The organism is Pectobacterium wasabiae CFBP 3304 (assembly GCF_001742185.1).
GTDB classification, from domain to species: Bacteria; Pseudomonadota; Gammaproteobacteria; order Enterobacterales; family Enterobacteriaceae; genus Pectobacterium; species Pectobacterium wasabiae.
Window position 1 is genome coordinate 3076056 of sequence record NZ_CP015750.1, and the last position, 23101, is coordinate 3099156.

A 23101-nucleotide genomic window follows, 5' to 3' on the forward strand; every position below is an offset into this window, starting at 1 on the left:
CCATGTATTCAATTCGACTGGACGCGTTAGCTCAACAGTTGGATGCACAATTACACGGTGATGGCGATATCGTCATCACCGGTGTAGCTTCTATGCATTCGGCAAAAACTGGGCAAATTACGTTTCTTTCTGACAGTCGTTACCGTGAGCAACTGGCCGAGACACAGGCGTCTGTAGTCGTGCTGACGGAAGCGGATTTACCTTACTGTCAAGTTGCTGCGCTGGTAGTGAAAAATCCTTATCTGACCTATGCTCGCATGGCTCAGTTGCTGGATACGACACCGCAACCGGCAACCGATATCGCCCCGAGTGCCGTCATTGCTCCCGATGCGACGCTGGGTCAACAGGTGTCTATTGGCGCAAATGCCGTCATCGAGTCTGGCGCTCAGTTGGGTGATGGCGTTGTCATCGGCCCTGGCTGTTTTGTCGGTAAAAACGCCCGCATTGGTGCCGGTACCCGTTTATGGGCAAATGTAACGATTTACCACCGCGTTGAGCTTGGTGAGCAGTGCCTTATTCAGTCTGGCACGGTGATCGGTTCTGACGGCTTTGGCTATGCCAACGATCGTGGCAACTGGGTGAAGATCCCGCAGTTGGGAACGGTCAGAATTGGCGATCGAGTTGAGATTGGCGCGAGTACGACCATCGATCGTGGTGCGTTGGATGATACGGTCATTGGCAATGGTGTTATCATTGATAACCAATGTCAGATTGCGCACAACGTCGTGATTGGCGACAATACTGCGGTCGCGGGTGGCGTCATTATGGCGGGGAGCTTGAAAATTGGCCGTTATTGCATGATCGGCGGTGCTAGCGTGATTAACGGGCACATGGAGATCTGCGATAAAGTGACGGTAACGGGAATGGGGATGGTCATGCGACCAATCACTGAACCTGGGGTATACTCTTCGGGCATTCCTTTGCAACCCAATAAAGTATGGCGCAAAACTGCAGCGCTGGTGATGAATATTGATGAGATAAGCAAACGGTTGAAAGCCGTTGAACGAAAAGTCGATAACGTTTAATCACTCGCGTTTTATTTGCGGCCTGCCTGAAGACACCTAATTTAGGGTCTGCGCAGGCCGTGTTGTTGATGGCATCAGTTTTTTATGGACAGGAAGAGTATTTTGACTACTGACACTCATACTCTGAACATTGAAGAGATTTTAGAATTATTACCGCACCGTTTCCCATTTTTACTGGTTGATCGGGTACTGGATTTTGAAGAAGGGAAGTTTCTGCGGGCGGTGAAAAACGTCTCTTTTAACGAACCCTTCTTCCAGGGGCATTTCCCGGGTAAACCCATTTTCCCCGGCGTGTTGATTCTGGAAGCCATGGCTCAGGCCACCGGTATTCTGGCGTTTAAAAGCGTGGGTAAACTGGAGCCGGGTGAGCTGTATTACTTCGCCGCCGTTGACGAAGCGCGCTTTAAGCGTCCGGTACAACCAGGCGATCAAATGATCCTTGAAGTTGAATTCATTAAAGAGCGTCGCGGCGTTGCGCGCTTTAAAGGTGTTGCCAAAGTTGATGGCGAAGTGGCCTGTGAAGCGTCAATGATGTGTGCTCGTCGTCGGGAGTCCTGATAACGTGATTGATCAAACCGCCTTTATTCATCCTAGCTCGATTGTTGAAGACGGTGCCATTATTGGCGCTGGTGTTCATGTTGGCCCTTTCTGTTACATCGGTTCTCAAGTTGAGATCGGTGCAGGGACGGTGTTGAAATCGCATGTCGTCGTCAATGGCGTCACTAAAATTGGTCGCGACAACGAAATCTATCAGTTCACGTCCATTGGTGAAGTGAACCAGGATCTCAAATATGCTGGGGAACCGACCCGCGTTGAGATTGGCGATCGTAACCGTATCCGTGAAAGCGTCACGATCCATCGTGGCACGACGCAGGGCGGTGGGTTGACTAAAGTCGGTAGCGATAACCTGTTGATGATCAACACGCATATCGCACATGACTGCGTAGTGGGCAATCGCTGCATTCTGGCGAATAACGCGACGCTGGGTGGCCACGTTTCCGTCGATGATTTTGCGATTATTGGTGGAATGACTGCGGTACACCAGTTCTGCATTATCGGTGCTCACGTTATGGTTGGTGGGTGCTCTGGTGTAGCGCAAGACGTACCGCCGTATGTTATTGCGCAGGGTAACCATGCCACGCCATTTGGTCTGAACATCGAAGGCTTGAAGCGTCGTGGATTCGAAAAAGAAACGCTGCATGCGATCCGTAACGCGTACAAGCTGCTCTACCGTAGCGGTAAAACGCTGGATGAGGTGAAACCGGAAATCGAAGCGCTGGCGGCTGAATATCCAGCAGTGCAGGCATTTACCGATTTCTTCGCCCGTTCTACTCGCGGCATCATTCGTTAATCCATGTCATCACGTCCTTTGACTATTGGGCTAGTCGCCGGAGAAACTTCCGGCGACATCCTTGGCGCTGGTTTGATCCGTGCGCTAAAAGAAAAGGTGCCCGATGCACGGTTTGTCGGCGTTGCTGGACCGCGCATGCAGGCCGAAGGCTGTGAAGCCTGGTACGAAATGGAAGAGCTAGCCGTTATGGGCATTGTTGAAGTGCTCGGACGCCTTCCTCGTCTGCTGAAAATTCGGCGGGATTTGACCCAGCGCTTTAGTGAACTTCAGCCTGATGTTTTCGTGGGCATTGATGCGCCTGATTTCAATATCACGCTGGAGGGTAACCTCAAGCAGCGTGGTATCAATACTATTCACTATGTCAGCCCATCCGTGTGGGCCTGGCGTCAAAAACGCGTTTTCAAAATAGGTAAAGCGACCAATTTAGTGCTGGCCTTCTTGCCTTTTGAAAAAGCATTTTACGATCGTTTCAATGTACCTTGTCGCTTTATCGGCCATACGATGGCTGATGCGATGCCGCTGCATCCCGATAAGCAGGCAGCACGCGCGATGTTGGGTATTGCGCCCGATGTGCATTGTCTGGCACTGCTACCGGGTAGTCGTGGTGCCGAAGTTGAAATGCTTAGTGCGGATTTCCTTAATACTGCCGTGCTATTACGCCAGCATTTTCCCGATCTGGAAATCGTGGTTCCGCTGGTGAACAGCAAGCGACGTGAACAATTCGAGCGGATAAAAAGTAGCGTGGCCCCCGACCTGCGTGTGCATCTGCTGGATGGGCAAGCGCGTGAAGCCATGATTGCCAGTGATGCGGCGCTATTGGCATCCGGTACGGCGGCGCTGGAGTGTATGCTGGCGAAATGTCCGATGGTTGTGGGTTATCGCATGAAACCCTTTACCTTCTGGCTGGCGCAGCGCCTGGTCAAAACACCATGGGTGTCGTTACCGAATCTGTTGGCTGGGCGTGAGCTGGTGACGGAGCTGCTACAGACTGATTGTACGCCGGATAAGCTTGCTGCTGCGCTGCTACCGCTGTTTGCCGATACGGGCAAAATGGCTGAGCTACGCACGACGTTTGTGGATTTGCATCAGCAGATCCGCTGTAATGCTGATGAGCAAGCCGCTCAGGCGGTACTGGAATTAGTAAAGCCTTGTTAATAAAAGCATATTAATAAAACCATGAGTGAAATATTTATTTACCCGCAGGCGACCTGTATCGCTGGCGTTGATGAAGTAGGCCGTGGCCCTTTGGTTGGTGCTGTCGTGACGGCGGCGGTGATCCTTGACCCGAGCCGACCGATTGTCGGGCTGGCGGATTCCAAGAAGCTGAGTGAAAAACGCCGGCTGGCGCTCTATGATGAAATCAACGAAAAGGCGCTGGCGTGGAGCCTTGGCCGTGCCGAACCGGAAGAGATTGACCAACTGAATATCCTGCATGCTACCATGCTAGCGATGCAGCGTGCGGTGGCTGGGTTGCCTATCGTGCCGGACTTTGTTCTTATTGACGGCAACCGTTGCCCTGCATTGCCGATGCGCGCTCAGGCGGTGGTTAAAGGGGACAGTCGTGTGGCAGAGATTAGTGCGGCGTCGATCATGGCGAAAGTCACCCGCGATCGTGAGATGGTTGAGTTGGATCAACGTTTCCCCGATTATGGTTTTGCCCAACACAAAGGCTACCCAACGGCGTTTCATCTGGAGAAACTGGCTGCACTGGGTGCCACTGAGTTTCACCGTCGGAGCTTCGCACCAGTCAAGCGTGCATTAGGGCTGGCGTAAAACATCATCATTCATCCTCTGTGTTGTGATATCGCTATCGCAACGCTGACTACTCGATAAACTCTGGGATCTGGATATGGCCGAACCACGTTTTGTTCACCTGCGTGTTCACAGTGACTATTCCATGATCGATGGGCTGGCCAAAGTCGGTCCGCTGGTAAAAAAAGCGGCGGCGCTCGGTATGCCAGCGCTGGCGATTACCGATTTTACCAACCTGTGTGGTCTGGTTAAATTCTATGGCGGCGCGCATGGTGCGGGGGTCAAACCTATCATCGGCGCAGACTTCTATGTCGAAAGCGATGAATTAGGAGATGAACTGGCGCATCTCACGGTGCTGGCCATGAACAATGAAGGCTACCAGAATCTCACGTTGCTGATTTCCCATGCTTATCAACGTGGTTATGGTGCAGCCGGGCCGACGATTGACCGTGATTGGCTGATTGAACATCAGGAAGGGCTGATCCTTCTGTCTGGTGGCCGCCGGGGTGATGTTGGCCGGTTTTTGCTGCGTGGTAATCAGGCACAAGCTGAACAGTGTGTGGCGTTCTATCAGGAACACTTCCCCCAGCGTTACTATCTGGAACTGACCCGTACATCGCGTCCCGATGAAGAAAGTTACATACACTCGGCCGTGGAATTGGCAACCAAGTACGGGTTACCCGTTGTAGCGACTAATGAAGTGTGCTTTATCAGCACTGATGATTTTGATGCTCACGAAATCCGCGTGGCCATTCACGATGGCTACACGCTTGACGATCCCAAACGCCCACGTCATTACAGCCCGCAGCAGTACATGCGCTCAGAAGAGGAAATGTGCGAGCTGTTTGCCGACATCCCCGAAGCGCTAGTGAACAGCGTTGAAATTGCCAAGCGCTGTAACGTAACGATCCGCTTGGGTGAATATTTTCTGCCGCAGTTCCCTACGGGTGAGATGAGCACCGCAGATTTTCTGGTTCAGTGTTCTAAAAAAGGGTTGGAGGATCGTCTCGAATTCCTGTTCCCTGAACCGGAAGTGCGTGCTGCACGTCGGCCGGAATATGATGAGCGTCTGGATATTGAGCTGGGCGTTATCAACCAAATGGGGTTCCCTGGCTACTTCCTGATCGTTATGGAGTTTATCCAGTGGTCGAAGGATAACGATGTGCCTGTTGGCCCAGGACGCGGTTCCGGTGCAGGCTCATTGGTCGCTTACGCGCTGAAAATCACCGATCTAGACCCGCTGGAATTCGATCTGCTGTTTGAACGCTTCCTCAATCCTGAACGTGTCTCTATGCCTGACTTCGATGTCGATTTCTGCATGGAAAAACGCGACATGGTCATCGATCACGTTGCGGAAATGTATGGGCGTGATGCGGTATCGCAGATTATCACCTTTGGTACGATGGCGGCGAAAGCGGTTATTCGTGACGTAGGGCGCGTGCTCGGACACCCTTATGGGTTTGTCGATCGTATTTCAAAACTGGTGCCGCCCGATCCGGGCATGACGCTGGAAAAGGCGTTTGCAGCCGAGCCGCAGTTGCCAGAAATTTATGAAGCCGATGAGGAAGTTAAGGCCCTCATCGATATGGCACGCAAGCTTGAAGGGGTCACGCGTAACGCCGGTAAACATGCCGGTGGGGTGGTGATATCCCCCACGAAAATAACCGATTTCGCGCCGCTGTATTGTGATTCGGAAGGGAATCACCCGGTTACCCAGTTTGATAAGAACGACGTGGAATATGCCGGGCTGGTGAAATTCGACTTCCTTGGCCTGCGTACATTGACCATCATCGACTGGGCGCTGGAGATGATCAACGCCCGTCGTGCGAAGCAAGGTCAGGAACCGATTGATATCGCCGCCATTCCGCTCGAGGATAAGAAAAGCTTCGACATGCTGCAACGCTCGGAAACCACTGCGGTATTCCAGCTTGAATCGCGTGGCATGAAAGATCTGATTAAGCGCCTGAAGCCCGACTGTTTTGAAGATATGATCGCTCTGGTGGCGCTGTTCCGCCCCGGCCCACTGCAATCCGGCATGGTAGATAACTTCATCGACCGTAAGCATGGGCGTGAAGCGATTTCGTATCCAGATATCGAATGGCAGCACGAGTCACTCAAGCCCGTACTGGAGCCGACCTACGGCATTATCCTGTATCAAGAACAGGTCATGCAGATCGCGCAGGTTCTGGCAGGCTATACGCTGGGCGGCGCGGATATGTTGCGTCGTGCGATGGGGAAAAAGAACCCCGTCGAGATGGCGAAGCAGCGTGGTGGCTTTGAAGATGGTGCCAAATCTCGCGGCGTGAACGGTGAGTTGGCGGTTAAAATTTTTGACCTGGTGGAAAAATTCGCTGGTTACGGCTTTAATAAATCACACTCCGCAGCTTATGCGCTGGTGTCTTACCAAACGCTGTGGCTGAAGGCGCACTATCCGGCTGAATTCATGGCGGCGGTGATGACGGCCGATATGGACAACACGGATAAAGTGGTGGGGCTGGTTGATGAATGTTGGCGGATGGGGCTAAAAATCCTGCCCCCGGACATCAATAGCGGCCTGTATCACTTCCACGTTAATGACGATGGCGAGATTGTTTACGGTATCGGTGCGATTAAAGGTGTAGGTGAGGGCCCGATTGAGGCGATTATCGAAGCGCGTAATCAGGGCGGCTATTTTAGAGAATTGTTCGACCTCTGCGCGCGTACCGACATCAAAAAGCTGAACCGCCGCGTGTTGGAAAAGCTGATTATGTCTGGGGCATTCGACCGCTTGGGGCCGCATCGCGCTGCGCTGATGAATTCATTGGCTGATGCGCTGAAGGCTGCCGATCAGCATGCGAAAGCGGAGGCCATCGGTCAGGTGGATATGTTCGGCGTGCTGGCCGATGCGCCTGAGCAGGTTGAGCAATCCTACAGTACGGTGCCGCCGTGGCCGGAGCAGGTGGTGCTGGATGGTGAACGGGAAACGCTGGGGCTGTACCTGACCGGCCACCCGATCACGCAATATATTAAGGAAATTGAACGCTATGCCGGTGGCGTGCGTTTGAAAGATATGCACCCGACGGATCGGGGTAAAATGACCACTGCCGTTGGGCTGGTGTTGGCGGCTCGCGTCATGGTCACCAAACGGGGTAACCGTATTGGTGTCTGTACATTGGACGATCGTTCCGGTCGGCTTGAGATTATGCTGTTTACCGATGCATTGGAAAAATATCAGCATTTACTTGAGAAAGACCGTATCCTTATCGCCAGTGGACAGGTCAGCTTTGATGACTTCAGCGGCGGGCTTAAAATGACCGTCCGAGAGTTAATGGATATCAGTGAAGCGCGGGAAAAATACGCGCGCGGGCTTGCTATCTCGCTGACTGACAGGCAAATTGATGACCAGCTATTAAACCGTCTCCGCCAATCGTTGGAACCCCATCGATCGGGGACGATCCCAGTGCATCTCTATTACCAGCGTGAAGATGCGCGCGCCCGACTACGTTTCGGCGCAGCATGGCGTGTAACGCCTGCCGATGCGCTACTGAACGAGCTGCGTACATTAGTGGGTAATGAGCAGGTGGAACTGGAATTTGACTAATATAGGAATACTATGAGTCTGAATTTTCTTGATTTTGAGCAGCCGATTGCAGAGTTGGAAGCGAAAATTGACTCGCTGACCGCAGTCAGCCGTCAAGACGAAAAATTAGATATTAACCTGGACGAAGAAGTCCAGCGCCTGCGTGAGAAGAGCGTTGAACTGACGCGCAAAATCTTCGCCGATTTGGGTGCCTGGCAGGTTGCGCAGTTAGCGCGCCATCCGCAACGTCCTTATACGCTTGATTATATTAAGCACATCTTTACTGACTTTGATGAATTGGCGGGCGATCGTGCCTATGCTGATGACAAAGCCATTGTCGGCGGGATTGCTCGTTTGGATGGGCGTCCGGTGATGATCATTGGTCATCAAAAAGGACGTGAAACCAAAGAAAAGATTCGCCGTAATTTCGGCATGCCTGCTCCAGAAGGGTATCGCAAAGCGCTGCGCCTGATGGAAATGGCCGATCGCTTTAGAATGCCGATCATCACCTTTATCGACACGCCGGGCGCGTATCCGGGCGTGGGCGCAGAAGAACGTGGTCAGTCTGAAGCTATCGCACGCAATCTGCGTGAAATGTCGACGCTGCGTGTGCCAATCATCTGTACCGTTATCGGTGAAGGTGGTTCCGGTGGTGCGTTGGCTATCGGCGTGGGCGACAAGGTCAACATGTTGCAGTACAGCACCTACTCGGTTATTTCACCGGAAGGCTGTGCGTCTATCCTGTGGAAGAGCGCGGATAAAGCGCCGCTGGCGGCTGAAGCCATGGGCATCATCGCGCCGCGTCTGAAAGAGCTGAAACTGATCGATACCGTGATCCCTGAGCCGCTGGGTTCGGCGCACCGTAACGTTCCAGTAATGGCAGAGTCACTGAAGGCGCAACTGCTGGCCGATCTGCTCGATCTCGACGGTCTGACGGAAGAAGAACTGTTGAACCGCCGTTATCAGCGTCTGATGAACTATGGTTACTGTTAAGTACAGTGGTTACTGCTGATGACGTGATTGTCTGATTGATTGTAGTATTATCAATCAGGCTATTCTGGCGTTACTCTGAAAATCCGTTGTCAGCAATGACAGCGGATTTTTTGCTATGAGGGTTTGAATAATGCTTAAGCTGCTCAATGTCCATCACATTGCGGTGATTGCCTCTGACTATGCACGCAGCAAGGCATTTTATTGTGATGTGCTGGGATTCACGCTAAACCATGAGATCTACCGTACCGCGCGGCAGTCGTGGAAAGGGGATCTCTCGCTGAATGGGGGTTACACCATTGAGCTATTTTCTTTCCCTTATCCACCCGAACGAGTTAGTCGGCCGGAGGCATGTGGTCTACGCCACCTGGCTTTTGCCGTGGCTGACGTTGAACAGGCCATTGCCTCTTTGATGCAGGCTGGTGTCGTCTGTGAACCCGTAAGGATCGATCCTGAAACGCAGCAGCGCTTCACGTTCTTCTCCGATCCTGACGGCTTGCCCTTAGAACTGTATGAGATCTGATGCCGTGAACTGCACTGAACCTGACGATGGATTGCTCCAGACGATTGTGACGCAAACGGCCGGATGCGGGCCGATCCTGCTGGCCTACAGCGGTGGTCTGGACTCCAGCGTGTTGCTGCATCTGTTGGTGGCGGTGCGTCAACGCTCTGGGCTGGCTATTCGCGCGGCTTACATCCATCACGGCTTAAATCCGCTGGCAGATAGCTGGGCTGAACATTGTCGCCAGCAGTGTGAACGCTGGCAGGTGCCGTTTGCTTCGCTGCCGGTGACGGTTGAGGCGCAGAATGGCGGTATTGAAGCGGCGGCCAGAACGGCGCGTTATCGGGCGCTGCAGGCGCATCTGCAAGAAGGAGAAACACTGTTGACGGCGCAGCACCTTGATGACCAGAGCGAAACCTTTTTACTGGCGCTTAAACGCGGCAGCGGGCCTGCCGGATTGTCTGCGATGGCGGCAAACAGTATGTTGGGCCATCATCGGCTTGTGCGTCCGCTGTTAGGGGTTTCTCGTCTCCAGTTGGAAGCTTACGCACAGCGGCATCAGCTCAGTTGGATTGAGGACGACAGCAATCAGGATGAACGTTTTGACCGCAATTTTCTACGCCGCCAGATCTTACCGCGACTGACACAGCGCTGGCCGCATTTCGCTTCCGCCGTGACGCGTAGCGCCCAGTTGTGTGCCGAACAGGAACAATTGCTCGATGAGTTGCTGGAGGAATCGTTGCAGGCGTTATGTCAACCGGATGGTGCGCTGAGTATTGACGGCCTGCTTCCGCTAAGTCCGGTGCGTCGTTTTGCACTCTTGCGGCGCTGGCTGGCGCAGCAAGGGGCGACGATGCCCGCGCGCGATCAGTTGCAACGGCTTTGGGATGAGGTGGCGACGAGTCGTCAGGATGCGGAGCCGGTATTGCAGTTGAATCAGATGCAGATCCGCCGGTTTCGCCAACATCTCTACCTGCTACCGATGATGCCGTCGCTAAAAGACTGCATTCTGCCATGGCAGCCGACGTCATGCCCGTTATCTCTCCCTGACAACTTGGGTACGCTGTTGCTGGGTGATAGTGGGATCGTGATTCGTGCGCCGGAAGACGGCGAGGTGGTGAGTATTCGCTTCTCGACCAGTAGAACCGTGCATATTGTCGGCAGAGTACATGGTCGGCAAATCAAGAAACTCTGGCAGGAGCTAGGTGTTCCGCCCTGGTGGCGCGACCGGACGCCGCTGGTGTTCTACAACGAGCAACTGATTGCCGCCGTGGGGCGATTTGTGACGCAAGCAGGGCAGGTGAGAGAACATCAACCTGTGTGGCACATTACATGGGAAAAACAAGTTTGGGAAAAATAAGCCTAGGGAAAACGCCAAGAGAAGAAATTGATATTAGTTAGCCTCGAAGTAAAAACGGACAACCTGCGTTGTCCGTTTTGGATACATTTCTTCAGCGTTTGCCGCTAAATGGAAGGAGAGGTTTGTCAGGATTCGCTGACGACGACTTTCCCGATTTCAGGATGACTGAAACTGACGATGTGATCGAGACGCAGTTCACGCGTTGTGCCGGAGGCTTCAATCACCAGATATTCGATCTGCTTACGTGAGATCATGTCACTGGCTTTACCGGTCACAACTTCACCATTACGTAGTTCCAGCGTCAGCGTCAGGCTCTGCTGACAGGTGGCTTCCAGGCTGTCGTAATCATCACAGTTGATGGGTTGATATTCATTACTCATTGACATAATCACTCACCAATAAGTTAGCGGCGGCAAAAGCGGCCTGTTCCCTGACGGAGGATGGCAATGCCTCATTCGCGGCAATGCCATCCAGGGTTTTCAAAACACAACCCAGCGAATCGGGTATATAGCCCAGATCGCCACTGGCGATCTCTGCGTATAAGCGACGTACTAATTCACAGTATTCTTGCACTATATCCTCCCTTAAAAGCTTAGCTCGGTAGATATTCATGCATCATCACTCGTTGTGCGCGCGATGTTGTAAGCCTACGAAGATAAACTCTATTTATCAAACCGACTATAGCATAGGGATTAACAGGATATCAGTAGTCCTTAGAGACCTAATCTATCGGTTACGTGGCGGATATCACCTTTACTGTGAGGATGACGCTAACTCAAGTAAACTAGGGGGAATAAAAACGAGGTCACTGATGGCACTAAAAGCAACGGTTTACAAAGCAGTAATCAATATCGCCGATATGGATCGGAATTTTTTCCACGATGCGAACCTGACGATAGCGCAGCATCCCTCTGAAACTGAGCAACGGATGATGCTGCGGCTTTTAGCGTGGATCTGTCATGCTGATGAAAATTTGCGCTTTACCAAAGGGCTTAGCGCAGATGACGAGCCAGAAATCTGGCGACGTAATGATACGATGGAGCTGGAGTTGTGGATTGAACTAGGTTTACCTGATGAAAAACGGCTCAAAAAAGCCTGCAACCAGTCTCGTTCTGTGGTGCTGTATGCCTACAGCGAGCGTGCAGCACTGGTTTGGTGGAGCGCCATATCGGGTAAAGTTTCTGGGTACAAGAATCTAGCTGTCCGCTTTTTAGATGATAATCAACTGGCTCAGATTGCCGGGCTGGTCCAGCGCACCATGTCATTGCAGGCAACGATCCAGGACGGCACGATCTGGCTGTCTGACGATAAGAATAGTCTTGAAATAGCATTTTCTGAGTGGAAAATTCCTCTGACTCAGGGATGATAACGCGTTGGGTATGTTCCAGCACATTGAGTAAGAATGGGAAAACAGGACAGAGGGACAGAAAAATAATGATGAAAAAACTGGCTATCGGTGTGCTGTTGATGGCGGGGGTTTCTGGATTGATCGGGTGCCATACCCGCTCACAAGTTCAGGAAGAGCCCCTTACGCCCATGGCGCAAAGCTATCGCGGTGTTTTGCCTTGTGCGGACTGTGAAGGGGTTGATACGTCACTATTTTTGGAAAAAGATGGGACGTTTATTCTGCACAAGCAGTATAAGACGACCCTGCCAGGAGAGAACGTTTTCGCTGCCTATGGTCAGTGGCGTCGCACGGCCGATAAGCTGGTGCTGACGGAACGTTCAGGCGAAAAACATTACTTCCGTCCGGTTGATAAAGGTCTGGAGTTGTTGGATGAACAAGGGCAGCCCATCAATTCGCCGCTTCCTCGTCAATTAACGGTGTCCGAACAACCGCTGCCCAAAACGCCGATGCTGATGAAGGGGATGTACCGCTATATGGCGGATGTCGCGACGTTTTCGGATTGTGCGACGGGAAAAACCTTCGTGATGGAAGATAGTGCCGAGCTGGAAAGACAATATTTTCGTATAAGGAATACAGCCGGACAGGCGGTACTGCTTGTTCTCCCTGCTCATTTTGCCGTTATTCCGTCGATGGAAGAAGGCCAAATGGTGAAGGCCGTGGTGCCTGATGGTAAAAATAAAGCCCTGATGAACGCAGATCTAAACTGCGATTCATAGGCTAACGTGATGTTGAAAAGAAAAGGCACTGATTTCAGTGCCTTTTTGCTATCGATATCCCCCATTCTAACTCGCGTTAGAGCATTTTCTTTAGCTGATACAACCAATCCAACGCCTGACGTGGCGTGAGCGCATCAGGGTCGATGGCTTCCAGCGCTTCCATCGCTGGTGACGGCTCATCATTGCTCAGTAGCGCCAACTGCGCACCATCGATATGGCTGGATGACGCATTATTCGATAACGTTTCCAGCTCCTTCAGCTTCTGACGAGCGCGTTTAATCACTTCTTTTGGTACACCTGCCAGTGCCGCGACAGCTAGACCATAACTTTTGCTGGCTGCTCCGTCTTGTACGCTGTGCATGAAGGCGATGGTATCGCCGTGTTCACGCGCATCTAAATGCACATTCACTACCCCTTCCATTTTTTCCGGCAGGGTAGTCAGCTCAAAGTAGTGTGTTGCAAACAGCGTCATGGCTTTGATGCGGTTCGCCAGATTCTCAGCGCAGGCCCAGGCTAGCGACAAACCGTCATAGGTTGAGGTGCCACGGCCTATTTCGTCCATCAGTACCAGACTGTTTTCCGTGGCGTTGTGCAGAATATTCGCTGTTTCCGTCATTTCTACCATAAAGGTCGAACGACCGGATGCCAGATCGTCTGCGGCACCCACGCGGGTGAAAATACGATCGACGGGGCCAATGACCGCCTGATCCGCAGGCACGAAGCAGCCGATATGCGCCATCAGTACAATCAGTGCAGCCTGACGCATATAGGTACTTTTCCCCCCCATGTTGGGGCCGGTAATAATCAGCATACGACGCTGTGGCGATAGCGACAGGGGGTTCGAAATAAACGGCTCACGCAGTACTTGCTCTACGACAGGGTGACGACCGCCCGTGATTTTGATGCCGGGTTTATCACTCAGCGTTGGGCAGACGTAATTCAACGTATCGGCACGCTCGGCCAGGTTCGCCAGTACATCCAGCTCGGCTAATGCTGTTGCACTCTGCTGAAGCTCTGCCAGATGAGGCAGCATCAGATCGAAAAGCTCATCGTAGAGTGCTTTTTCCAGCGCCAGCGCCTTACCCTTCGAGGTCAGAACCTTGTCTTCGTATTCTTTTAGTTCGGGAATGATATAGCGTTCGGCATTTTTTAGCGTCTGGCGACGGACGTAGTGGATCGGCACCAGATGGCTCTGACCTCGGCTAACTTGAATGTAATAGCCGTGCACACCATTGAAGCCGACTTTCAGCGTATCAAGCCCCAGTTTTTCACGTTCGCGAATTTCCAGACGGTCCAGATAATCGCTGGCTCCGTCAGCCAACGCACGCCACTCATCCAATTCTGCATGGTAGCCCGGCGCGATGACCCCGCCGTCGCGTACCAGCACGGGTGGTGCTTCGACAACGGCGCGTTCCAGCAAATCACGCAGTTCATCAAATTGGCCAATCAGGCTGACCAAACGGCGAACGGAGTCGGTCTCCAACGGCGCAAGCTGTTCACGAATAGCGGGAAACTGCTGGAAAGCATGGCGCATACGCGCGAGATCGCGTGGGCGTGCTGTGCGTAAAGCAAGGCGTGCCAGAATACGTTCCAGATCGCCGACCTGCCGCATATAGGGTTGTAGGTCGGGCGTGATCTCCTGCAACGCACTGATAGCCTGTTGGCGCTGTTTGAGCGCATCAATATCGCGACTAGGCATGTGGATCCAGCGCTTCAGCATCCGGCTTCCCATTGCCGTCACGGTGCAGTCCAACACGGCAGCCAGCGTATTTTCCACACCGCCGGACAGATTTTGCGTCAATTCAAGGTTACGGCGTGTGGCCGCATCCATGATGATGCCGTCCTGCTGGCGTTCCATCGTAATACCGCGAATATGCGGCAGGGAAGTTCGCTGTGTGTCTTTCGCGTATTGCAGCAGGCATCCTGCTGCCCGCAGCGCGAGCTTCGCCTGCTCTACGCCAAAACCAGTCAGATCGCGGGTACCAAATTGCAGGTTAAGCTGCTGGCGTGCGGTATCGGGTTCAAATTCCCACAGCGGACGACGGCGGAGCCCATGGCGATTTTCGATCAAATCCATGGACTCAAAGGACTCTGGATAGAGCAATTCTGCCGGATTGGTGCGCTGTAGCTCGGCTGCCATGGTTTCCCGATCCGCCGGTTCGCTCACGCGGAAACGTCCAGAGCTGATGTCCAGCGTGGCGTAACCAAACCCCCGACCGTCCTGCCAGATTGCTGCCAGCAGGTTATCCTGCTTTTCCTGCAACAGGGCTTCGTCGCTGATGGTTCCCGGCGTGACGATACGCACGACTTTACGTTCCACTGGTCCCTTGCTGGTGGCCGGATCGCCGATCTGTTCGCAGATTGCGACGGATTCACCCATTTGCACCAGTCTGGCGAGGTAGTTCTCAACAGCATGATGAGGAACACCCGCCATCGGGATCGGTTCCCCTGCGGAAGCGCCGCGTTTCGTCAGCGAAATATCCAACAGTTGAGAAGCCCGTTTGGCATCGTCATAGAACAGCTCGTAAAAATCGCCCATGCGGTAAAACAGCAGGATTTCTGGATGCTCAGCCTTTAGCCTAAAGTACTGTTGCATCATCGGCGTGTGGGCGGTGAAGTCCTTCTCTGTGGCTTCATTCATATTGATTTTACTCAGTCTTAACGCTTTTGTTCGTTCAGGTGATGGCGCTGGGCTTAATGGTAAACCTTGCTGATGGCTCGCCACCTGAGCATTGAAATGGAATGCCAGAAGTATACTGACTGACAGATGAAAAACATCACCTACGAGTGCGCTATCTTACCATTGCTGGTCGTTATTTTGCGCCAGAGTGACGTTACCAGACTGAGATAAGGATGCGTATCCGATTTTTCTACTATTGATCGGAGGCGCGAGGAGACTCGCAAGTTTCTTGCAGCATCGGGTGTAGCAACTAGACTAATTATTCTGTAACACATTCGGAAGAAAGGAATCTGAGTATGGCATTTGATGATTTACGTGGCTTTTTAAAAGCACTTATAGCAGAACAAGCCAGGCCAGAACGCGGCTGGCAATCCTGCTATCGAGGCTCTGAAATCATAATTATTTAGGATATCCATACATTGTCGGGAAGGGTTATGTGCTATGTTGGATTTCTCGTGATGATGATACGTCGCCTTCCCTATGAGAAAGAACCTGTTAGCTTATTTTCAAACGCTCTATTTTAAGAATGGTTTTTTCTTATTGTCTTCCAGCCTATTTTTTATCCTGGCTTTGTTTTTTGCGTTGGTACTTGAGGCTCATTCGACTTTCACACTCAAACAATTTGAAGGGGACGTGGAGACTTTTTCTAACCTCACGCTTGAACATGCTGGCGAAATAATGGTGCAGGCGACTTCCGCGCTGGATAGGTTAGAAGAATATAGTTTGCCCTATTGCGATAATTCTCACCTGGATATGCTCCGCAAGGCGGCTTACGACAATGATTATATTCAGGATGTGGTCTATATCGACGGGAATCGGCCTCGCTGTTCTTCGATGCTGAACGACATTAATACCCTATTTCTTTCCGAGCCTGATTTTGTCTATAAAAACGCCTATGGGGTTTGGTATAACGTTGAAAGCCTGCTGAACCGTAATAAGAGAATGATTTACGTTGGCGCAACGCATCATTTTGTTGTGTTAAATCCGCGTTCATTTCTGGATATTCCCTCCCATAGCTATAATATCCGACGTGCATTGCTGGAAAGAAAAAAACAGAATGGGCAGATTATCTTGTCGGATTCGATCGATGGTAGCGCTTTTCCCCGACTGATAACGGGAGAAAATCGGGCCGATAGATTTTATATTGATAATAAGTATTATGTTCTGAAACCGTTATCAAACAGCGATCTTGCTCTGGCGGTGAGTGCTGATAAACCTGTGAGTACCGCACGCTACCTGACGATTTTTTTCTCTTTTCTGCCTCTTTTTCTTCTCCTTTCCCTGCTGCTTTCCGCGTTGATCTCTCGGCGAACACTGACTATCCAGAGCCCACGTTATGTTCTTAATCAGGCCTTGAAACGCAAAGAGTTCGAATTGCATTATCAGCCGATTATTGAACTGAATACCGCACGGGTTGTGGGGTGTGAAGCGTTAATTCGCTGGTGTCATTCGGACGGGCGCGTAATTATGCCGGACTCTTTTATTCCCATGATTCGTCAGGTGGGGTTGATGAATGCACTGACGTTATACGTCATTGATGAGGCGTTAAAAACGGCCTGCGTACTGAAGAAAAATTATCCTGAGATGTTTGTTTCTATTAATCTTGAGGCCGCGGAATTTGAAGATATTTCCATTTTCAATTATCTAGTGGAGTATATTGCCGTATGCGGTCTTGAAGGGACGAATATCAATGTCGAATTAACCGAGTCATCAATGATCGAACCACAAAAGGCCGGATTGATGGTGGAATTGTACCAACAGAAAGGCATTGATGTCGCCATTGACGATTTTGGTACTGGGTATGCCGGGCTGTCGTATCTTGAACGGGTCAAAGCCAATAAGCTTAAAATTGACAAATCTTTTGTCTGGAATATTAATAATCATTCACCTGGCGACATTGTACTGTCTCATATCGTCAGCATGGCACATTGTCTTAACCAACAAATTGTTGCCGAAGGTGTCGAAACCCTGATTCAGGAAACCTACCTGAAAAGCCTTGGCGTAGCCTATGCACAGGGCTGGCTGTATTCCAAAGCGCTTACGCAAGAAGCATTAATTGCGTTTCTGGCAGCAAGGCGAGAAACGGTGTCAGACGGGCTGTAAAGTCGCGATAAACTCAGCTTCACTATTAAAAACAGTCATAAAAGGGTAAAATATCGGAAATAAGGTGATTACCTAATGATATTTATTGCTTTTTTATTGTGAATTTTTCAGGAGTTTATCATGCAACAGTTACCTCATTGTCCGAAATGCAGTTCTGAATATACCTGGCAAGAGGGCGAAATGCTTAACTGCCCTGAATGCGGGAATGAGTGGTCGGCGGCAGGCGATGTACCAGCGCAGGATGATGTGTTAGTGGTAAAAGATGCCAATGGCAACCTGCTGGCGGATGGCGATACGGTGACGGTCATTAAAGATCTGAAAGTCAAAGGCAGTTCGACCCCACTGAAAATCGGCACCCGCGTGAAAGGGATTCGCTTGGTAGAAGGCGATCACAACATTGATTGTAAAATCGACGGTTTTGGTCCGATGAAACTGAAATCCGAATTTGTGAAGAAAAACTGATTCAGGTGTGATGACGCGCGTCGGTTTCCCCTCTGGTCGACGCGCGGCACTTTTTCACCTCTGGCTGGTTTTTTCACATCAGACAATCCTTTACCATAGCTGATATTGATTTCTTACCTGGCTATACGGATATCTGATGCGTCATTTGGTTCGTTTTCTCCCTCTGCTCGTTTTGCTCTCTGCCTGTAGCAGTCAGCCGGCTCCCCCCCCTCCCGCAGAGGCACCTTCGGGTAATCCTTTCAAAGGCGATTTCCTGCTTGAACCTGTACACAATGTCCATCCGCTAGGCGGCGATTTTGCGACTAACCCAGCGACTGCACGGTTTGTCGATAAAATGGTGCTGGACCACGGTTTTAATCGCCAGCAACTGCATGATGTGCTGGTTCAGTCGAAAAGTCTGGACTGGGTGATCCGTCTGATGGATAAGCAAGCCCCGACATCTCGACCCCCTTCAGGGCCGAACGGTGCCTGGAACCGCTACCGTAATCAGTTTATTACGCCAGATAACGTGCAGAACGGCGTAGCGTTCTGGAATCAATATCAGGATGCACTACAGCGTGCCCAGAACATTTATGGCGTTCCGCCTGAGATCATCGTTGGCATTATTGGCGTTGAAACCCGCTGGGGCCGAGTGATGGGTAAAACGCGCATCATTGATGCCCTGGCAACGCTGGCGTTTGATTACCCGCGACGTGCCGATTACTTTGCGGGCGAGCTGGAAACTTTCCTGCTGATGGCGCGTAAAGAAGGCAACGATCCGCTCAGCCTGCGTGGCTCTTACGCTGGTGCGATGGGCTACGGGCAGTTTATGCCTTCATCCTTCAAGAATTACGCGGTGGATTTTGATGGCAACGGACATACCAACCTGTGGGATCCGGTGGATGCGATTGGCAGCGTCGCCAATTATTTCAAAGCGCACGGCTGGGTGAAGGGCGCGCCTGTCGCGGTGCAAGCAAACGGTCAGGCGCCGCTGCTCCCGAACGGTTTTAATACCCGTTACTCGCTCACTGAACTTCAGGCTGCGGGGTTGGCACCACAGCATTCGTTGGCGGGATACAGTGAAGCTAGCCTGCTACGGCTGGACATCGGCACGGGTTATCAATACTGGTACGGATTGCCGAACTTCTATGCCATCACGCGCTACAACCACAGCACGCACTACGCGATGGCAGTATGGCAACTCGGTGAGGCTGTAGGCCGCGCGCGCTAAGATATTTGCGGATACTGCTTATGCTGTATCCGTCTTCTCTTTCGCAAGGGCAACTCCTTATACACAATGTAAGAATGCCATCGGGTCTGGCTGTTATCCGGCGTAAGAAATTATGCTGAGGAGATAGCAGGCTTAGGATGAGCCGCATGGATGCGGCTCAAGCTTGCGCCACGTCGGACAAAAACGTCAGAGACGTTTTTGAACAGCACTTGTGCTGGCCCGAAGGGCGAGTCCCATTTATGGGGCGAGTAAACGTGTCGCAAGCGGTCCGTTAAGTCTGATACCGACGAAGGCATCGCGCAGCGATATAATTTAGCCGGAAGCCAGGGTTCACAGGGCGGCGGCGACTGAGCGCCCTGCGTCGGGCGCGTGCTACGAGGTAGCATGAGAATAGCGATATTGTTGCGCACGAAACGGTCTCTGAGCCTGCATAAATATGTGACTCCGAGAATCCCAATCCTTCCTTTATCTCCAATTTCCCCTGAATCAACCTCAATAAAATCCGCATAGACACCAGCAGTGCCCTCATTGGACTATTCCTGCGTAGGGTTCTTCCTACTATGACGTTGCAAACCGAGGCAATAAATGACGACGATGATAGCGGTGTTCCTGCTGGCTGGCGTGGTGAAAGGCGTGATTGGCCTGGGATTGCCAACAATCGCCATGGGTCTGTTAACGCTGGTGATGCCCGCAGCCAGTGCGGCAGGGCTGCTGATTATTCCGTCGCTGGTGACCAACATTTGGCAACTCGTCTGCGGCCCTGCCTTTCTCAGCCTGATTAAGCGGTTTTGGTCGCTATTTGTCGGCATTATTATTGGGACGTTCTGGAACGGACTACCTGCGCTAACGTCATCATCGTCATGGACGAGCGCGGCGCTCGGCGGCATTTTGGTGGTTTACGGCCTGTGGGGCATTGTGGCAACCACCTTGCCGCAGCCAGGTCGTCATGAAATTTGGCTCTCGCCGCTGGTGGGCTACATCACGGGTGCAATCACAGCGGCAACGGGGGTTTTCGTGATTCCCGCCGTGCCTTACTTGCAATGCCTGCGGCTCAATAAAAACGATCTGGTTCAGGCATTGGGACTGGCGTTTACCGTCTCTACACTGGGGCTGGCGTTACAGCTTATGCGGGGGATTGGGCTAGAGGGCATCGATCTCTGGCAGTCGATGCTGGTGCTAGTTCCTGCTCTGTTGGGCATGATGATTGGGCAACGCTTGCGCCATGTTATTAGCGAACCAGTTTTCCGGCGCTGCTTCTTTATCGGGCTGATTGCGTTGGGTGGGTACATGGCGGCACGCGGGCTGCTCTAATCTGCGTGCGCTTCGGTAATAAACGCGACGAAATTTTGAACATAGCCGGGCAAAGCGGAAAACTGGCGAGCGCAGACAACCAGATTACGTGTCGCCCAGTCGTCTGACAGCGGAATGATGTGAATAGCCAACGGTTTCATCATGCGCTGTGCGGCATGTCGTGGAAGAATACCAATGCCGATACCGCTGTGGATCACCTGCGTGACGGCATCGAAACTGGCAAGACGCACGCGATAATTCAGACGTTTCCCCAGCTTTCTGGCATGCTCATCGATGTGTTCCTGCAATGCTGCACCGTCGCTAAGCCCGACAAATTCGGCGTCAGCGATGTCAGAAAGGCTTAGCCGCTTCTCCCCAGTCCATGCGCTATTTTGCGGAACGACGACCACCAGTTCATCCTGACGGAACGGGCGAGTTTCCAGTCCGTCTAGCGTCACAGAGTCGGCCACAATGCCGAGGTCGGCGGTTTGGTTGCGAATCGCATCGACGATATCGCGGCTGAGTTTTTCATTCACCGATACGGATATCTGCGGACAGGCCACCAGATATTGCCCCAGCAGAACAGGTAAATACTCGCTCAGTGCAGCAGAGTTGCACAATAGGGGAATATGACCGCGCAGCCCTTTGCCGTATTGATGTAATTCGCTGCGCATATGTTCTACCTGATGCAGGATAAGGTGGGCATGGTGTGCCAGCGAAAATCCCGCATCGGTGAGCGAAGTACCCGCTTTCGAGCGCCAAAGCAGCGGAACGCCGAGTTCATCTTCCATGCCCCGAACTCGCTCGCTGGCGGCCTGCACAGTGAGGCTGGATGCCGCTGCGCCACTGGTAATGCTGCCTGCTTTCTGAATATTGAGAAACAGCCGGAGATCGGTTAAATCGAATCGCATAGGGGAATTTGTCTCGGATGGGCCGATATCCACTATTATGGTCGTGAGTCAGGGCGACGGCAATCGCCCGGTCGATGACTTATTGAAACTCTACCCTATTTCTTCCTTTTTCTTTGGCTTTATAAAGCGCAATGTCTGCCGCACCGTATAGCGCATCGAAACTGGTCTTTTGCGGTGCCCAACTGACGCCAAAACTGGCGGTGACGCGCTGCTGTGGCAGTACGCTGAGCGGCATCCTGTTGAGATCGTGATGGAGTTGGTTGGCGAGGGCGACGGCCTGCATGAGCGTGTGCCCTTCCAGCAGAATAGTGAACTCTTCGCCACCCACGCGACCAATGCTGCTGGTGGTACTCAGGACGTGTTGCACACGTGACACCAGATCGCAGATCACGGCATCGCCGGTCGGATGGCCATAGGTATCATTCACCTGTTTGAAATGGTCGATATCCAACACGATGAGTGCTGCCTGATTGCGTTCCAGCGCATGGTTTATGCGTTCAATGATCGCACCGCGGTTATACACGCTGGTTAATGGATCGTGGCTGGCTTTGTATTCTAGCTCGACTGCCAGTTGGTTAAGCTGCGCGTTCAGGCGGTTCAGCTCCTTCTCTGCCCGATCGCTGCGTGAAATCAGGCGATACGACTCTCTGACCAATCGCTGGTAATGGTCGGTTAATGCCAGCAGCGTGTCGCGATAGACTTCAGCAGGTCTCTCCTGCTGGTTAGCGATGTTGCGCGCGGCGAGCAGAATGTCGTATTCCGGTGTAAACAAGTCAATTGTGCTCATGGTTATCACTCAAAATCGTGCTGTGAAAGGTCAGGGCAGGAAAATCGATGTGAAGTTCTTCACCAAATTCTTCCGCAATATCGTCGTCTTTGTCGTAATACCAATACAGTACAATCGATAACGTCTGTTCCGCAGCCTGATTCAGCAGGTTGAACAAACTGAACAGCATCTTGGTGCTAGAACTGTTGAAGTAAATCAGGGAGACGTGTATTTCGATGTTCGGCAGAGCCTCATCGGGCGGCATGGTTTCTGCGCAAACCGTCAATTTGTACAGGTATGCCTGAATCTCGGTGAGCAACGGGCGATAAAACGCTGCCGCATTCTCAGGATAAGATTCGCCGGAAAGATAAAGACGGTGTGTGTCAAAGTGAAAATCAACAGTTGGGGTACAGGATGTCCCCGAAATATGGAGGTTGCTTATGGTCGTTATATTTTTCATGTCAAATGATTGCCTTCAGATAAAACGTAGATAGCCCCGTTGATGCGTCGGCCCGAAACGTAAACTGGAGTGGCTCACTGGCATCACGTGCGACGGTCAACAGACCCATATCCGCGCCTTTGCTTGATGACGGGGTTTCATCGCGCAGAGAGACCTTGTAGGCGAGTCGGATTTCATCAAGCGTCATACCACGCAGCGGTTCAAGACGCCCCCGCAGTTTCTCTACATCGTCGGGGCTTACCGGGTTGGCGCATAACAGGAAATACTTCCCATTTTCGTAACCCAGACACACGGAGCCATGACGTACCTCAACGGGGTGATCGAACGCGGTTAACTGTGCAGCGGAATAGCGAGTGATATTTTGTACCATTTCCACGAATGTGGAGAATAGTCTGCGACGGATACTGGCAGGAAGCTGCTTTTTCTCCAGTTGTAGCCTCATGGTTTCAGCCAGTGAACTGATGATATTTTGTGAAAAATAGCCCACGTAATACAGCGTAATGTCATGCTGATGAGAGGGTGAAAAGAACTCGGTGTATTTGATGTCTGGCATCAT

At 51.9% G+C, this 23101-nt stretch carries 22 protein-coding genes; 15 read left to right on the forward strand and 7 right to left on the reverse strand.

Going from position 1 to position 23101, the window contains the following annotated elements; genetic code table 11:
* The first annotated feature begins 2 nt into the window (after positions 1 to 2).
* From lpxD to tilS, 9 genes are all read left to right on the forward strand, one after another.
* Positions 3 to 1025, forward strand: coding sequence for a UDP-3-O-(3-hydroxymyristoyl)glucosamine N-acyltransferase (gene lpxD, locus A7983_RS13965; protein WP_005975922.1), 1023 nt, complete (start codon positions 3 to 5; stop codon positions 1023 to 1025).
* An 84-nt stretch (positions 1026 to 1109) separates the two neighbouring features.
* Positions 1110 to 1583 carry a 3-hydroxyacyl-ACP dehydratase FabZ gene (gene fabZ / locus A7983_RS13970; RefSeq protein ID WP_170309992.1) on the forward strand — a complete coding sequence of 158 codons (474 nt, stop codon included), beginning with the start codon at positions 1110 to 1112 and terminating at the stop codon, positions 1581 to 1583.
* 4 nt (positions 1584 to 1587) lie between these two features.
* Complete coding sequence (gene lpxA, locus A7983_RS13975; protein WP_005975924.1) at positions 1588 to 2376, forward strand: acyl-ACP--UDP-N-acetylglucosamine O-acyltransferase; 789 nt, start codon at positions 1588 to 1590, stop codon at positions 2374 to 2376.
* 3 nt (positions 2377 to 2379) lie between these two features.
* Entirely contained in the window at positions 2380 to 3531 is a 1152-nt protein-coding gene (lpxB, locus tag A7983_RS13980; RefSeq protein WP_005975926.1) for a lipid-A-disaccharide synthase, read from the forward strand.
* Between the two features lie 21 nt (positions 3532 to 3552).
* Complete coding sequence (gene rnhB, locus A7983_RS13985) at positions 3553 to 4149, forward strand: ribonuclease HII (protein ID WP_005975927.1); 597 nt, start codon at positions 3553 to 3555, stop codon at positions 4147 to 4149.
* A 76-nt stretch (positions 4150 to 4225) separates the two neighbouring features.
* On the forward strand, positions 4226 to 7708 hold the full coding sequence (dnaE, locus tag A7983_RS13990; protein ID WP_005975928.1) for a DNA polymerase III subunit alpha: 3483 nt from the start codon (positions 4226 to 4228) through the stop codon (positions 7706 to 7708).
* A 12-nt stretch (positions 7709 to 7720) separates the two neighbouring features.
* Complete coding sequence (accA, locus tag A7983_RS13995) at positions 7721 to 8680, forward strand: acetyl-CoA carboxylase carboxyl transferase subunit alpha (protein ID WP_005975929.1); 960 nt, start codon at positions 7721 to 7723, stop codon at positions 8678 to 8680.
* Positions 8681 to 8810: 130 nt separating this feature from the next.
* Positions 8811 to 9200, forward strand: coding sequence for a VOC family protein (locus A7983_RS14000; protein WP_005975930.1), 390 nt, complete (start codon positions 8811 to 8813; stop codon positions 9198 to 9200).
* On the forward strand, positions 9190 to 10539 hold the full coding sequence (gene tilS, locus A7983_RS14005) for a tRNA lysidine(34) synthetase TilS (RefSeq protein WP_039477698.1): 1350 nt from the start codon (positions 9190 to 9192) through the stop codon (positions 10537 to 10539). Before A7983_RS14000 ends, tilS begins: the two co-directional genes overlap by 11 nt.
* A 125-nt stretch (positions 10540 to 10664) precedes the next feature.
* Here tilS and rof read toward each other — a convergent pair whose 3' ends face one another.
* Together rof and A7983_RS14015 are read right to left on the reverse strand one after the other, a co-directional pair.
* The gene (gene rof, locus A7983_RS14010) at positions 10665 to 10925 is read right to left on the reverse strand and encodes a Rho-binding antiterminator (protein ID WP_005975933.1); all 261 of its coding nucleotides are present in this window, start codon (positions 10923 to 10925) and stop codon (positions 10665 to 10667) included.
* On the reverse strand, positions 10912 to 11112 hold the full coding sequence (locus A7983_RS14015; protein ID WP_015731006.1) for a YaeP family protein: 201 nt from the start codon (positions 11110 to 11112) through the stop codon (positions 10912 to 10914). Before A7983_RS14015 ends, rof begins: the two co-directional genes overlap by 14 nt.
* A 238-nt stretch (positions 11113 to 11350) precedes the next feature.
* Here A7983_RS14015 and A7983_RS14020 point away from each other — a divergent pair, with 238 nt between their 5' ends.
* A complete protein-coding gene (locus tag A7983_RS14020; RefSeq protein WP_005975935.1) occupies positions 11351 to 11905 on the forward strand; it encodes a YaeQ family protein in 555 nt (184 codons plus the stop codon).
* 68 nt (positions 11906 to 11973) lie between these two features.
* A complete protein-coding gene (gene nlpE, locus A7983_RS14025) occupies positions 11974 to 12663 on the forward strand; it encodes an envelope stress response activation lipoprotein NlpE (RefSeq protein ID WP_005975936.1) in 690 nt (229 codons plus the stop codon).
* A gap of 76 nt (positions 12664 to 12739) precedes the next feature.
* Here the strand turns inward: nlpE and mutS are convergent, their stop codons facing one another.
* Positions 12740 to 15304 carry a DNA mismatch repair protein MutS gene (gene mutS / locus A7983_RS14030; protein WP_005975937.1) on the reverse strand — a complete coding sequence of 855 codons (2565 nt, stop codon included), beginning with the start codon at positions 15302 to 15304 and terminating at the stop codon, positions 12740 to 12742.
* 519 nt (positions 15305 to 15823) lie between these two features.
* Here mutS and A7983_RS14035 point away from each other — a divergent pair.
* The 4 genes from A7983_RS14035 (at position 15824) to A7983_RS14050 (ending at position 20429) form a co-directional block, all read left to right on the forward strand.
* Positions 15824 to 17446: an EAL domain-containing protein gene (locus A7983_RS14035; RefSeq protein ID WP_005975939.1), complete on the forward strand. Its 1623-nt coding sequence runs from the start codon at positions 15824 to 15826 to the stop codon at positions 17444 to 17446.
* Between the two features lie 120 nt (positions 17447 to 17566).
* Positions 17567 to 17908 carry a zinc ribbon domain-containing protein YjdM gene (locus tag A7983_RS14040; protein ID WP_005975941.1) on the forward strand — a complete coding sequence of 114 codons (342 nt, stop codon included), beginning with the start codon at positions 17567 to 17569 and terminating at the stop codon, positions 17906 to 17908.
* 136 nt (positions 17909 to 18044) lie between these two features.
* Entirely contained in the window at positions 18045 to 19118 is a 1074-nt protein-coding gene (mltB, locus tag A7983_RS14045; protein WP_005975942.1) for a lytic murein transglycosylase B, read from the forward strand.
* Between the two features lie 585 nt (positions 19119 to 19703).
* Positions 19704 to 20429 (forward strand): sulfite exporter TauE/SafE family protein, encoded by a 726-nt coding sequence (locus A7983_RS14050; protein ID WP_005975943.1) that lies wholly within the window; start codon positions 19704 to 19706, stop codon positions 20427 to 20429.
* Here the strand turns inward: A7983_RS14050 and A7983_RS14055 are convergent.
* The 4 genes from A7983_RS14055 to A7983_RS14070 all read right to left on the reverse strand — a co-directional run bounded on the left by A7983_RS14055 (position 20426) and on the right by A7983_RS14070 (position 23101).
* Complete coding sequence (locus A7983_RS14055; protein ID WP_005975944.1) at positions 20426 to 21319, reverse strand: LysR family transcriptional regulator; 894 nt, start codon at positions 21317 to 21319, stop codon at positions 20426 to 20428. The two genes, A7983_RS14050 and A7983_RS14055, sit on opposite strands and share 4 nt — an antisense overlap.
* 79 nt (positions 21320 to 21398) lie before the next feature.
* Complete coding sequence (locus A7983_RS14060) at positions 21399 to 22106, reverse strand: GGDEF domain-containing protein (protein ID WP_005975945.1); 708 nt, start codon at positions 22104 to 22106, stop codon at positions 21399 to 21401.
* Positions 22093 to 22545: a DUF1987 domain-containing protein gene (locus A7983_RS14065; RefSeq protein WP_005975946.1), complete on the reverse strand. Its 453-nt coding sequence runs from the start codon at positions 22543 to 22545 to the stop codon at positions 22093 to 22095. Before A7983_RS14065 ends, A7983_RS14060 begins: the two co-directional genes overlap by 14 nt.
* A gap of 1 nt (position 22546) precedes the next feature.
* Positions 22547 to 23101, reverse strand: a complete 555-nt coding sequence (locus tag A7983_RS14070) for a SiaB family protein kinase (RefSeq protein ID WP_005975947.1) — start codon at positions 23099 to 23101, stop codon at positions 22547 to 22549.